The 13780-nt window shown below is 68.2% G+C and carries 10 protein-coding genes; 6 read left to right on the top strand and 4 right to left on the bottom strand.

The annotated features are described in order from the left end of the window. Positions 1 to 200: 200 nt before the first annotated feature. From dusB to ACZLIF_RS03225, 4 genes are all read left to right on the top strand, one after another. Positions 201 to 1196, top strand: a complete 996-nt coding sequence (dusB, locus tag ACZLIF_RS03240) for a tRNA dihydrouridine synthase DusB (protein ID WP_053516426.1) — start codon at positions 201 to 203, stop codon at positions 1194 to 1196. A 51-nt stretch (positions 1197 to 1247) separates the two neighbouring features. Then, positions 1248 to 2075: a methyltransferase domain-containing protein gene (locus ACZLIF_RS03235; protein WP_053516428.1), complete on the top strand. Its 828-nt coding sequence runs from the start codon at positions 1248 to 1250 to the stop codon at positions 2073 to 2075. Between the two features lie 163 nt (positions 2076 to 2238). Continuing rightward, the gene (locus ACZLIF_RS03230) at positions 2239 to 4098 is read left to right on the top strand and encodes a DUF7657 domain-containing protein (protein ID WP_128989156.1); all 1860 of its coding nucleotides are present in this window, start codon (positions 2239 to 2241) and stop codon (positions 4096 to 4098) included. A gap of 11 nt (positions 4099 to 4109) precedes the next feature. Then, entirely contained in the window at positions 4110 to 5114 is a 1005-nt protein-coding gene (locus ACZLIF_RS03225) for a glycosyltransferase (RefSeq protein ID WP_053516476.1), read from the top strand. Positions 5115 to 5141: 27 nt separating this feature from the next. Here the strand turns inward: ACZLIF_RS03225 and ACZLIF_RS03220 are convergent, their stop codons facing one another. The 3 genes from ACZLIF_RS03220 to olsF all read right to left on the bottom strand — a co-directional run bounded on the left by ACZLIF_RS03220 (position 5142) and on the right by olsF (position 8792). After that, entirely contained in the window at positions 5142 to 6218 is a 1077-nt protein-coding gene (locus ACZLIF_RS03220) for a metal-dependent hydrolase (protein WP_128989154.1), read from the bottom strand. A gap of 64 nt (positions 6219 to 6282) precedes the next feature. Then, a complete protein-coding gene (locus tag ACZLIF_RS03215) occupies positions 6283 to 7086 on the bottom strand; it encodes a UDP-2,3-diacylglucosamine diphosphatase (protein ID WP_074901785.1) in 804 nt (267 codons plus the stop codon). Beyond that, positions 7083 to 8792, bottom strand: coding sequence for a bifunctional ornithine lipid synthase OlsF (gene olsF, locus ACZLIF_RS03210; protein ID WP_128989152.1), 1710 nt, complete (start codon positions 8790 to 8792; stop codon positions 7083 to 7085). Before olsF ends, ACZLIF_RS03215 begins: the two co-directional genes overlap by 4 nt. A 336-nt stretch (positions 8793 to 9128) precedes the next feature. Here olsF and metK point away from each other — a divergent pair, with 336 nt between their 5' ends. Together metK and ACZLIF_RS03200 are read left to right on the top strand one after the other, a co-directional pair. After that, positions 9129 to 10340, top strand: coding sequence for a methionine adenosyltransferase (gene metK / locus ACZLIF_RS03205; RefSeq protein ID WP_053516433.1), 1212 nt, complete (start codon positions 9129 to 9131; stop codon positions 10338 to 10340). Between the two features lie 140 nt (positions 10341 to 10480). Beyond that, positions 10481 to 10987: an acyl-CoA thioesterase gene (locus tag ACZLIF_RS03200; protein WP_053516435.1), complete on the top strand. Its 507-nt coding sequence runs from the start codon at positions 10481 to 10483 to the stop codon at positions 10985 to 10987. Between the two features lie 67 nt (positions 10988 to 11054). On the opposite strand, the gene ppc is transcribed toward ACZLIF_RS03200, so the two are convergent. Further along, the gene (ppc, locus tag ACZLIF_RS03195; RefSeq protein ID WP_128989164.1) at positions 11055 to 13766 is read right to left on the bottom strand and encodes a phosphoenolpyruvate carboxylase; all 2712 of its coding nucleotides are present in this window, start codon (positions 13764 to 13766) and stop codon (positions 11055 to 11057) included. Between the last annotated feature and the right edge of the window lie 14 nt (positions 13767 to 13780).

The raw sequence follows: 13780 nt of genomic DNA, 5'->3' as shown, positions 1-13780 counted from the left end.
TGCCCGGGCCTTTTTCTGCCTGCGCCCATGCAGGGCACGCAGCCCTGCCCCAGCCGCCCAGGATGACCCGCCACTGGGGGCGGCGGAAGCAACCGTCAAGCATCTGCTGATGCCCGTACGGCATGAGGTCGGTCCGGATCGGCCTGAACCGGCGCCTCGCCGACCCGGCCATGTGACCGCCTGCGGCCTACAATGGGCGCATGCAGATCGGCCCCTACACCATTGCTCCCAACGTCGTGCTGGCGCCCATGGCCGGCGTCACCGACAAGCCGTTCCGCCTGCTGTGCAAACGGCTGGGCGCGGGCCTGGCCGCCTCCGAGATGACCATCAGCGACCCGCGCTTCTGGAACACGCGCAAGTCGATCCACCGCATGGACCATGAGGGTGAACCGGCACCGATCAGCGTGCAGATCGCCGGCACCGAGCCGCAGCAGCTGGCCGAGGCGGCGCGTTACAACGTCGACCATGGTGCGCAGATCATCGACATCAACATGGGCTGCCCGGCCAAGAAGGTCTGCAATGCCTGGGCCGGTTCGGCGCTGATGCGTGACGAATCGCTGGTGGCGCGCATCCTTGCTGCCGTGGTCAACGCGGTCGATGTGCCGGTCACGCTGAAGATCCGCACCGGCTGGGACTGCGACCACCGCAATGGGCCGCTGATCGCGCGCATCGCCGAGGACAGCGGCATCGCCGCCCTGGCTGTGCACGGCCGCACCCGCGACCAGCACTACACCGGCCAGGCCGAGTACGCCACGATCGGCGAGATCAAGGCAGCGCTGCGCATTCCGGTGATCGCCAATGGAGACATCGATTCGCCGCGCAAGGCCGCCTTCGTCCTGCAGCAGACCGGCGTGGACGCAGTGATGATCGGTCGCGCGGCGCAGGGCCGGCCGTGGATCTTCCGCGAGGTGGCGCACTACCTGGCCACCGGTGAGGAACTGGCCCCGCCGTCACTGGCCGAAGTGCGCGATATCCTGCTCGGCCACCTGCACGCCCTGCATGCCTTCTACGGCGAGCCGCAGGGCGTGCGCATCGCGCGCAAGCACCTGGGCTGGTACGCCAAGGACCGGCCCGAGAATGCGGCGTTCCGCGCCGTGGTCAACCGCGCCGAAGATCCGCAGAGCCAGATCACGCTGACCACCGAGTACTTCGACCGACTGATCGCCGGACAACCGGCGCTGCCGTCGGCTGCCTGACCCCGCACGCCCCGCAGTCGACCCCGCACGACGCACCACGAGCCCGCGACCATGACACCGCCGATTTCCTCCCCCACCTACCTGCACGGGTTCTCCGGCACCGAACAGCAGCGCCTGATGACCCAGGCCCGCCTGCTGGAATCGAGCATCTTCGGCCAGATCGACTACGGCAGCGCACGACGCCTGCTGGAAGTCGGCAGCGGCGTCGGCGCGCAGACCGAGATCCTGCTGCGCCGCTTCCCGGACCTGCACGTGACCGGCGTGGACCTGAGCGAAACGCAGCTGGCGACCGCCCGCGAGAACCTCGCGCGCACGCCGTGGTGCAGCGATCGCTACACCCTGCAGCAGGCCGATGCAGGCGAGCTGCCGTTCGAGGCACGCAGCTTCGATTCGGCATTCCTGTGCTGGGTGCTGGAGCATGTACCTTCGCCGGCCCGCGTGCTCAGCGAAGTGCGCCGCGTACTCGCACCGGGATCGCCGGTCTACATCACCGAAGTGATGAACGCATCGTTCCTGCTCGATCCGTATTCGCCGCACATCTGGCGTTACTGGATGGCGTTCAATGATTTCCAGTACGACCACGGCGGCGATCCCTTCGTCGGCGCCAAGCTCGGCAACCTGCTGCTGGCCGGTGGTTTCCGCGATGTGCATACCGAGATCAAGACGATCCACCTGGACAACCGCGAGCCGGCGCGGCGCAAGACGATGATCGCGTTCTGGGAGCAGCTGCTGCTGTCGGCCGCCGAGCAGCTGCTGCAGGCCGGCACCGTGGACGAGGATACGGTGGAGGGCATGCGTCGCGAGTTCCGGTTGGTGCAGAACGATCCCAATGCCGTGTTCTTCTTCTCGTTCGTGCAGGGCCGCGCGACGGTGTATTGACCGGCGCCTGCACCGCTGCGCTGCGGCAGTGCCACGCGCCGCATGGCTGGCAACCCGCTAGAATCGTCGCGGGCTGGCGTCGAGGACGGGCGCGCGCTGGACCCGGCCCCTTCCGCGTGCGCGGCAACGGGACCACCGAGCTCCGCGCCTGAAGGGATTCCTGATGACAGCACGCGCAACGACTCCGGGTAGCACGCTGCCCCTCGCCGCCCGGGAAGGCGGCCTGCTGGATGGCCTCGACTCCCGCCAGGCCCGTCTGTGCCTGGGCATCGTGGCGGTGCTGTGCCTGCTGTATGTCGCATTTGCACTGACGCCCTCGTCGTATGCGATGGCCAGCCAGTACCTGGGGCTGGCGCCGATCGAGCCCCTGCTCGGCAAGGCGCGGGGCATCCGCATGGACGAGTGGATGGTCTACACCCCTTACGTGCAGATCGCGGTGGCCAACGACTTCGGCGCGACCAACGCGTTTTCGCCGTACCACGAGACGCTGCGCTCGTTCCAGGCGCTTCCGCTGCTGGACTGGGGCCTGCTGTTCAAGCCGTACCACTGGGCCTTCTTCATCCTGCCACCGGCCAACGCCTACTCGTTCTTCTTCATGTTCATGGCGATGGCGTTCCTGTGCGGCTGGGCGCTGTTCCTGCGCCAACTGCGGGTTCCGCCGCTGGCGGCCGTGCTGGTCGCGCTGACCCTGTACTTCTCGCCCTACGTGCAGGTGTGGTGGACGACCAACTGGGGCGCGTTCGCGCTGGCCCCGTGGGTAGCCGTGGCCTGGCTGCGGATCGACAACCGCTGGCTGCGCATCCTCGCCAGCGCCTACGCACTGGTGGTCTGGCTGCTGGCCGTGGCCTACCCGCCCTTCATCATTTCAGCGCTGCTGGCCATGGGCGTGCTGGTGCTGGCCTTCCGCCGCGATGCGTTGACAGTGGCACGCCTGCTCGATGCGGCGGTCGCCGGCGGCCTGGCGTTGCTGGCGTTCCTGGGCTATTTCCACGAAGCGATCGAGATCGTCCGCAACACCGTCTATCCCGGCCAGCGCGAGAGCGCCGGCGGCGGGGTCAGCCCGGTCGCGCTGCTCACCCACGGGTTCCCCAACCTGATGACGCGCGGGTTCTATCCGCTGCCTGCGTTCGAGCCGTCCAACGCCTGCGAGATCGCAGTGTTCAGCAGCCTGCTGCCGCTGTTCACCGCCGTCCTCGCCGACTGGACGCAGGTGCTGCGCTGGGCGCGCGGCCACCGGCTGTCGCTGGGGGTGCTGGCCGCCGGCATCGCGCTGGTCGCCTGCTGGATCTTCCTGCCGGTGCCGCTGCGGATCGGCCAGCTGACCGGACTGTCGATGGTGCCGCCCACCCGTGCGTTGCTGGCATTGGGCCTGCTGCTGAACATCGGCTGCGCGATCGTGCTGGTGCGCGGCGGGGTGCGCCTGGGACGCGGCCGCCTGCTGCTGCTCGCGGCCCTGCTGCTGGCGGGATGCCTGCTCAAGTTCGCCTTCGGCCAGGGCAGTTTCAGCCGGCTGCATGCCACGGCCGATGCATGGCCACTGCTGTGCGTGGGCGTGCTGGCCTTCGCAGCGCGCCGCCCGCGGCTCGCCGCGCATCCGGTGGCGCTGGTGCTGGCGGTGGCCGCGCTCGGCAACGTGCTGACCAACGGGCTGTTCAATCCTGTGCAGTCGGCCCGGCCGATCTTCGACATGGACCGCAGCGCCGTGCTGGCGTCGATGCAGGCGCGCGGTGCACGGCAGGCTGCGGACGGAGCGCTGGTGGTGGAAGGGCGCTACGGTGCGCTGCTGTCCGGCGTCGGTATCCCGGCAGTCAACCACACGCTGTATTTCCCGCAGCTGGCGTACTTCCGCGCGCGCTTCCCGGACATGCCCGAAGACCGCTTCAACACCACGTTCAACCGCTATCACCATGTGATGGTCAGCGACGTCGCCGAACCCCGTTCGATGTACGCCGACCTGGTGGAAGTGCCCGCAGCCGCGATGCTGGCCGCGCCCGCGCAGCCGCCGGCAACGCCGCAGCCCTGAGGACGATGCAGATGAACGCCTACGCGCGCCCGGCCACGCCACCGAAGATCGCCGTCATCATTCCCTGCTACCGGGTGACCCGCCACGTGCTCGGCGTGCTCGCAGCGATCGACGATGCGGTCACCGCCATCTACTGCGTTGATGATGCCTGCCCGGATGGCAGCGGCCGGATGGTCCAGGACAGCACGCGCGATCCCCGGGTCAGGGTGCTGTTCCATGCGCAGAACCGCGGCGTCGGTGGTGCGATCAAGACCGGCTACCGCGCGGCCATCGCCGAGGGCATGGACATCTTGGTGAAGGTCGATGGCGACGGCCAGATGGATCCCACACTGCTGATGGACTTCGTCGCTCCCATCGCCGAGGGCAACGCCGACTACACCAAGGGCAACCGCTTCTGGAACCTCAGCCACATCCGTCGCATGCCGCTGTTGCGGCGGATCGGCAACCTCGCGCTGTCGTTCATGAGCAAGGCGTCGTCCGGCTACTGGCAGGTGTTCGACCCGACCAACGGCTACACCGCCATCCACGCCCGCGTTGCCAGCCACCTGCCCCTGGATGCGATCAGCGACCGCTACTTCTTCGAGACCGACATGCTGTTCCGCCTCAACACGGTGCGTGCCGTGGTGCAGGACGTGGCGATGGACGCGCGCTATGCCGACGAGACCAGCAACCTGCGCATCAGCCGGGTACTGGGCGAGTTCGCCTTCAAGCACGTGCGCAACACGCTCAAGCGTGTCGGCTACAACTATTTCCTGCGCGACCTGACCATCGCCTCGCTGGAGCTGATCGCCGGGCTGGGACTGCTTGCCTTCGGTGGCGTGTTCGGCGCGTACCACTGGATCGCATCGGCATCGGCGGAGGTTGCGACGCCGGTAGGTACGCTCATGATCGTCATGGTTTCGCTGATTTCGGGCCTGCAGTTCCTGCTGGCATTCGTCGGCTTCGACATCGCCAATGCGCCGCGCCAGGTCCTGCATCGCTCGATCCAGCTCAACCGCACAGCACCGCCGGCCTGACGCCGGCACAGCATCCCCGCCTGCCGATCAATCGCCCGCGTGCACCGGGGCACCACCGCCGGTGGCGCCCGTCGCTGCCGGCGCATGCCAGATCCGCTGCCACATCGCGGCCAGCCTGACGCCGACATCGGCGCGCGCCGCTGGGCTGCTGTAATCCGTGCGCCGCTGCTCGGGCACGATCGCCTGCCAGCGCCCATCGACCTGCCGTGCCACCGCGAAGTTGAAGGTGTAATCCGGCTCCAGGCCCATGCGCAGATCACTCAGCACCAGCATTCCGTCCACTATCTGCGCACGCATGAAGCCACGGTTGAACCACTGCAGGCGTTGAACCGCCGGAATCGACTGCGCTTCACGCAGGGCCTGCACATTGGACGGGTGGCCTTCGAACTGCATCGGGCCGCGGTCGGCCACCAGCGAGCGATCGCCGACCACGTAACCGTTCGGGGTCATCGCCACCACCCGCCACAGCAGGGTGTTGAACGGCATCGGTACCGAGAATCGTGGCGCATCGCCCAGCCCCATGGCCGCAAGGCTCTGCTGGGCGGCACGGTCGACCTGAGCCTTGGCCAGCAGGCCCCATCCCAGGTAGCCGGTACTGAGCACCAGGGCAACCCCGAGTACCTTGCCGGCCCATGGCCGCGCGCGCCCGAACCACGCCACCACGCAGCCCAGCAGCAGCCACACCGTGTACGCCGGATCGATGATGAAAACACTCGAGCCCATGGTCGGGTGTGGCCGCAGTGGCCACCACAGCTGGGTGCCGTAGACGGTGAACGCATCCAGCAGTGGATGGGTGACCAGCGCCAGCTGGATGGCCCAGAACCAGCGCAGCGGCGACTGCGCCACCCGCCCCCGGCCGTAGCGCTTGAACAGCCACCAGATCAACGCCGCCACCCAGGGCAACACCAGCAGCGAATGGCTGAAGCTGCGGTGGTCGACCATCACCGCTACGGGATCCTCGGCAGTGAAGCCCAGCCACAAGGCATCCAGATCCGGCAGGGTGCCAAGTGCGGCACCGGCCAGCAGGGCCGCGCGGCGATGTCCGGGCGGGGCGATGGCAGCGGCTACGGCGCCGCCGAGAACGATCTGGGTCAAGGAATCCATGGCCCGATGCTAACGGCTTTGCAGGGCGACGGAAGAGCCAGGACGGTGGCCGGTGTCGCTGGGCTCAGGCAGCCGCCGCGCGCCGGGCTGCGCCGGGCAGCTCCACCAGCGTCCGCCCATGGTGATCGAGCAGGCGCAGCGCGCCGTCATGATCTTCGGCCAGCGCGGTCAGGCTCTCCACCCAGTCGCCGTCGTTGGCGTAGACCAGGCCGTCGCGCTCGACCAGCGCCGCACGGTGGATGTGCCCGCAGATGATGCCGTCCAGGCCGCGCCGGCGCACGTCGTCCAGCCCGGCCTGCACGAAGCGCTCGATGTAGCGCTCGGCCGCACCACTGCGCTTCTTGAGGAATTCCGACAGCGACCAGTAGCGCATGCCCAGCCGACGGCGTACCGCGTTGAGCGCCTGGTTGCCGGTCAGGATGCGGTAGTACAGCCAGTCGCCGAACTTTTCCTGCAGGCCGCCGAAATGGGTGACACCGTCGTAGTCGTCACCATGGGCGACCAGCAACCGTCGCCCGTCGGCGGTCACGTGGATCGCGCGACGGCGCACCTGCATCGCCGGCAGCATCAACCCGCAGACATGGCGCAGCGAGGCATCGTGATTGCCGGGGATGTAGATGATCTCGGTACCGTTGCGACGCAGTGCATGCAGCGCCTGGATGACGTCGCTGTGCGACTGCCGCCAGTTGGCGCGATGATGCGCCATCCACCACAGGTCGATGATGTCACCGACCAGGTACAACCGTTCACAGCGCAGCTGGGCGAGAAACACGGCCAGTTCGGCCGCATGGCAATGGCGCGACCCCAGATGCACGTCGGAGACGAACACGGCGCGACGGTGTGGCGACAACGTCGCCAGCGCGCTCATGCCTGCGCTCCGGCATCACGCAGGTAGCGCTTGCGCTTGTGTGGTCGGATCGCGCACAGGTCCACCTCGATCAGACCGTCGATCGAGTCGCTGAACGCCGGGTCGACACCGAACGCAAGGAAGCGCGCGCCACCGGGCTCGCACAGGTCGGTGTACTGGCGGTACAGGGTCGGCACGCCGGTCCCGAGTGCGGCCAGGTTGGCCCTCAGGACATCGAAGGCTGCGCCCGCATCCAGTTCGCCGAAACTGGGCGGTGCCGCGAAGTACTGGAAGGGCCGGTTCGACTCGGCCAGGCCGGCGATGCCGCCGTAGTAGCGCTGGTAGTAGGCCACCAGTTGCTCGCGCGCATCGCGCGGCAGCGCCGCACTGATCGATACCGCACCAAACAGGTAGCGGATGCCGGGCCGGCACTGCAGGTAGGCGCCGATTCCCTGCCACAGGTAGTCCAGGCTGCGGCTGCCCCAGTAATCGGGCACTACGAAGCTGCGGCCCAGCTCCAGCCCCTCGGCGATATGGGTGATGGCATCGTCGGAATAGCGGAACAGCGACGCGCTGTAGAGCCCTGCCAGTCCGCGCCGGGCCAGGGCGTGCGCGCCCCGCATGATGCGGTACGCGCCCGCGATGCGCTGCGCGGCAGCGTCCCAGATCACGATGTGCTCGTACTGCGGATCGAAGGCGTCCAGGTCGCGGCTGTGGCCGGTACCCTCGCCCACCTGGCGGAACGTCAGCTCGCGCAGGCGTCCCAGTTCCAGCAGCAGCGGCGAGTCGGCGCTGCAGCTGGCCAGCAGGATCTGCTTGCCGTCGGCGGTCTGTCCAAGCCGGACAGCGCCAGCGATGGCGGCCGCCACCTGCGACGGCGGCACCGGTGCGGCCAGTGGTTCGGGGCCGGCGCTGGCAGTCTCGCCGGGGCGCAGGTCGCGGCCCAGCGCATACACCGCGCGCCGTACCGCCAGCAGCTGCTCGCCCGGGTCGCCCTGTCCCAGCTGCATCGGTTCACCGACGCGCAACCGCAGCGGCCGACCACGCCGCGCGAACATCTCGCGCGCCAGCAGCGCGGTGCCGGCTGGCTTGAACAGGGTCGAGGCGCCGTAGAACAGGGCCGAATTGCGTGCCTCCACCCTCACCGGCAACACCGGGGCGCCGGCGGCCCGGGCGAACCTGACGAACCCGCGCTGCCAGCGACCATCACGGATGCCGCGCAACGACAGCCGGGATACCTCGCCGGCCGGAAACACGATCACGCACTGCTCGGCGGCCAGCGCCTGCTCCACCGCCTGCAGGCTGCCGCGCTGGACCTTGCCGCCGAGGATGCGGACCGGCAGCAGCAGGTCCTGCAGGGGGCCGATGGCGCCCAGCAGATCGTTGGCCACGATCCGCACGTCGCGGCGGATGCGGCCGACCGCGTCCAGCAGCGCCAGCGCGTCGAGTGCACCGGAAGGATGATTGGCCACGATCAGCAGACGGCCCGTGGCCGGAATGCGGGCCAGGGCGGCCGGATCCACCTGGTACTGGCCGTCCAGGAACTCCAGTCCGGCGGCCACGAAGCCGAATCCGCGCACGTTAGCGTTGCGCCGCAGGAAGTCCTCCACCCGGTCCAGCCGCGACCAGCGACCGACACTGCGCAGCAGGGGCCGCGCGAGCTGGCCGCGGCGGCCGTGGAACCACTCCGGAAAGCGTTGCTGCAGACGCTGTTCGAGTTCCTGCATGGCGTGCTCACTGATACCCGGCGGCCGGATTGGCCGACAGCCTGCGCCTGGCACGCGGCAGGCAGATGGCGGTTTCGGGGCAGAACGATGACGGCCGGTCCCGCTCCGGCAACGCCGGAACCGCCCCTTCCCCCCCGCAACACGGCCTTGCGGCAATGGTCACGCCAGTGGAACACTGCCTGCGCACCGTGTCCTGCAGACGCCCGCCAGGCCTTGTGCCAGAGGGCACGTCACCTTAACCACCGGCAACCCGTACGGGTTCACAATGCACAGGCGGCGCACCCCGTGTATGATGCGCGCCCATCTTTCCATCCGAATCAAGGGATATTAAGCCTGATGTCCAGCTACCTGTTCACCTCCGAATCGGTCTCCGAAGGCCATCCGGACAAGATTGCCGACCAGATCTCCGACGCGGTGCTGGACGCGATCCTGACCCAGGACCAGCGCGCCCGCGTGGCCTGCGAGACCATGGTCAAGACCGGTGTGGCCATTGTTGCCGGTGAGATCACCACCAGCGCCTGGATCGACCTCGAAGCGCTGACCCGCAAGGTCATCCTGGACATCGGCTATGACAGCTCCGACGTCGGCTTCGACGGCGCCACCTGCGGCGTGCTGAACCTGATCGGCAAGCAGTCGCCGCACATTGCCCAGGGCGTGGACCGCAAGAAGCCGGAAGAAATGGGCGCGGGCGACCAGGGCCTGATGTTCGGCTACGCCACCAACGAGACCGACAGCTACATGCCGGCCGCGATCCACCTGTCGCACCGCCTGGTCGAGCAGCAGGCCAAGATCCGCAAGAAGAAGAACTCGCCGCTGTCGTGGCTGCGCCCGGACGCCAAGAGCCAGGTCACCCTGCGCTACGAGAACGGCGAAGTGGCCGCCATCGACGCGGTGGTGCTGTCCACCCAGCACGCCCCGGGCATCAAGCAGAAGGACCTGATCGAGGCCGTCCGCGAAGAGATCATCAAGCCGGTGCTGCCGGCCAAGTGGCTGCACAAGGGCACCAAGTTCCACATCAACCCGACCGGCAAGTTCGAGATCGGCGGCCCGGTGGGCGACTGCGGCCTGACCGGCCGCAAGATCATCGTCGACACCTACGGCGGCTGGGCCCGTCACGGTGGCGGCGCGTTCTCCGGCAAGGATCCGTCCAAGGTTGACCGCTCGGCCGCCTACGCTGCCCGCTACGTCGCCAAGAACGTGGTCGCCGCCGGCCTGGCCGACCGCTGCGAAGTGCAGGTCTCCTACGCCATCGGCGTGGCCGAGCCGACCTCGATCTCGGTCACCACCTTCGGCACGGGCAAGATCAGCGACGACAAGATCGAGAAGCTGATCCGCAAGCACTTCGACCTGCGCCCGTACGGCATCATCAAGATGCTGGACCTGATCCACCCGATGTACCAGCAGACTGCGGCCTACGGCCACTTCGGCCGCAAGCCGAAGGAGTTCAGCTACCTCAACGGTGCCGGCGAGACGGTCAACGCCACGGCCTTCTCCTGGGAGAAGACCGATCGTGCCGCCGCCCTGCGCGCCGATGCGAAGCTGAAGTAAGACAGACGAAGGGCCGCGCAAGCGGCCCTTCTGCTTTCTGTAGAGCCGAGCCCATGCTCGGCTTTCTTTTGCCTGCGCCGAGAGCAGCCGAGCACGGGCTCGGCTCCACACGAGCTGCGCCACGCCGATACAATCGGTGCATGTCGACCGAACTCAAAACCCACCAGCTGTCCATGACCGTGCTGATGTCGCCGGAGATGGCCAACTTCTCCGGCAAGGTCCACGGCGGCGCCATCCTGCGCCTGCTCGACCAGGTCGCCTATGCCTGCGCCAGCCGCTACGCCGGCAGCTACGTGGTCACCCTGTCGGTGGACCAGGTGATGTTCCGGCAGCCGATCGCGGTGGGCGAACTGGTGACGTTCCTGGCCTCGGTGAACTACACCGGCACCTCGTCGATGGAGATCGGCATCAAGGTGGTGGCCGAGGACATCCTCAAGCGCAGCGTGCGCCACGCCAACAGCTGTTTCTTCACCATGGTGGCGGTGGACGAAGAGGGGCGGCCAACGCCTGTCCCCCCGCTGCAGCCCGCCAGTTCGGACGAGAAGCGCCGGCAGGCCGCCGCGCTGATCCGGCGCCAGCTGCGGCAGGAAATGGAGCAACGGCACCTGGAATTGCTGGCGTCCAATCCGCCTTCGCCTGAAGAGTGAGAGCGTGCGGGGCAAGCCCCGCACCCACCGAGGCGGGTAGCGCCGGGCCATGCCCGGCGGATGCGGATCACCCGGTGTTCTGCACGCCCTGCGAAACACCATTCACGCAGGCCACCAGCGCGCGCAGCAGTTCTTCGTCCTCCCGCCCGCTTTCGCGCCAGCGCTGCAGCAGGTCCACCTGCAGCACGCTGATCGGATCGACGTAGGGATTGCGCAGGCGGATCGACAGCGCCAGCCGCGCATCGTGCTCCAGCAAGGTCTGCTGGTCCATCAGTGCCAGCAGCCAGCGGCGGGTCAGCGCCAGTTCGTGCTGGATCTGCGGGAAAAAGCGCCCGTGCAGGTCACCGGAGAGACGCGAGAACTGTTCGGCGATGGTGATATCGCCCTTGGACAGCACCATTGCGATGTCGTCCAGGAAGGTGCGGAAGAACGGCCAGTCGCGCGCCATGTCGCGCAGGACAGGTTCATGGCCGGCAGCCACCGCCGCCTGCAGGCCGCTGCCCACGCCATACCAGCCGGGAATCACCGCGCGGGCCTGGCTCCAGGCGAATACCCACGGGATCGCACGCAGGTTGCCCAGTGCCGCATCCTGGCCGAGACGACGCGACGGCCGTGAACCCAGCGTCATCCGCTCGATCACATCGATCGGCGTCGCCGTACGGAAGTAATCCATGAAACCGGCCTGGCCGACGAAGACGCGATAGACCTCGCTGCTGGCGGCGGCGACCACGTCCATCACCGGTCGCCAGCCCTCCTCGCGAGGTTCCGCGGCACGCGGACGCAGACTGGCCCGCAGCACCGCACCGGTGGCCTGCTCCAGCGATCGCAGCGCCAGCGCGCGGATGCCGTACTTGCGGTGGATCACCTCGCCCTGCTCGGTCACGCGCAGGCGACCATCGATGCTGCCACGTGGCGACGCGTCCACCGCGTGCGTGGTCTTGCCACCGCCCCGGCTGATCGAACCACCACGGCCGTGGAAGAAGGTCAGGCGGATGCCGGCCTCGGCCGCCACGTCCAGCAGTTCCACCTGCGCACGCTGCAGGCCCCAGCGCGAAGCGGCGATGCCGCCGTCCTTGCTGCTGTCGGAATAACCCAGCATCACCATCTGCACATCACCGCGTGCCCGCAGATGAGCGCGATAGACCGGATCGGCCAGCAGGTCACGCAGCGTCGCAGTACCACGCTTGAGATCGTCCACCGTCTCGAACAGCGGTGCGATGTCCAGCGGCACCGCGCCGTCCTCGTCAGCCAATCCGCCACGGCGCGCCAGCGCCAGCACGGCCAGCACATCGCTGCGATCATGTGCCATCGAGATGATGTAGCTGCCCAGCGCCTCGCTGCCATGCCGCGCGCGCGCGTCGGCCAGCGCCGCGAACACCGCATCCAGTCGCTGGTTGCCCTCGTCGTCACCCACCGGCAGCGGCTGCTCGCCGCTGGCGTGTGGGCCGAGCAGGCCTGCGCGGGCCAATGGATCCAATCCTTCCCAGGCCGCTTCGCCGCCCAGCACCGCCGCCAGCGCGCGCGCATGCACGCTCGATTCCTGCCGCACGTCCAGCCGCGCCAGATGGAAGCCGAACGTCTTCACCCGCCACAACAGTCGCTGCACGGCGAATCCGCCGGCATGCTCGCCACGGTTGGCACGCAGGCTGTCGAGGATCAGCTGCAGATCGTCGATCAGCTCGTCCGGGCCTGCATAGGCTCCCTCTGCATCGTCCAGGGTGGCCTGCAGGCGCGCACGCATGCGGTCGTTGAGCAGCCGGTACGGCATGTCGGCGTGCCGCGGGCGCGACTGCACCTGCGGCAACAGCTGCTGGTAGTGCGACACGCGCGCCTGCAGCGCATCGCTCACGCCCACCCGCTCGGTGGACTGGCTGAGCAGGCTGGCCAGCTGCAGCAGTTCCTTCTGGTAGCGCCCCAGCACTGCCTGTCGCTGGGCATCGAGCGTGCTGCGGATGGTGCGGGCGTCCACGTTCGGGTTGCCGTCCATGTCGCCGCCCACCCATGTGCCGAAACGCAGCAGGCGCGGCAGCGCCAGTTCTTCGCCATAGGTATCACGCAGCGCCTGCTGCAGGGATTCGTACAGCACGGGTATCACCCGGTACAGCACCTGCACCAGATAGAAACCGACATGCTCGCGCTCGTCATCGACCGTCGGCCGCACCGGTGAGGAGTCGGTGGTCTGCCAGGAAGCGGTCAGCGCCATGCGGAAGCGTGCAGCATCCGCTGCCGCCTCGCCCGGCGTGCGCTGGCCGTCGAGGTTGTCGACCAGGCTGGCCACCATCAGCTGCTCTTTCTCCAGCAGTGCGCGGCGCACGGCTTCGGTGGGATGCGCAGTGAACACCGGTTCGATATCGATGCGCGGCAGCCACTGCGCCAACTCATCCAGCGTCACGCCCTGCGCCTTCAGGTGTTGCAGCGCATCCTGCAGGCCATCCGGCTGCGGCGCGGCAGTACCGGCACGTTGGTAGTCGCGGCGGCGGCGGATGCGGTGCACGCGCTCGGCGATGTTGACCACCTGGAAGTAAGTGCTGAACGCCCGCACCATCGTCTCGGCCTGCTGCGGCGTACGACCGGCCAGGCCTTCGGCCAGCTCCGACAGCGGCGCCTGGTTTTCGCGGCGGGCGATGGCCCGCGTGCGCACATCCTCGACGTCGTCGAGGAAGGTTGCCGAAACCTGCTCGACCAGCAGGTCGCCGACCAGCGCGCCGAGCCGGCGCACGTCATCGCGGAGCGGAAGATCGGGAGAAGCAAACTCGATGCTGCTGCGGTACTCGTTCATCGGCGACGCACGGG

The sequence above is a fragment of the Stenotrophomonas sp. 2201_Sma genome (assembly GCF_056486685.1).
The sequence above is the reverse complement of the archived record's forward strand: the minus strand, read 5'-3'. Positions and strand labels throughout refer to the sequence as shown.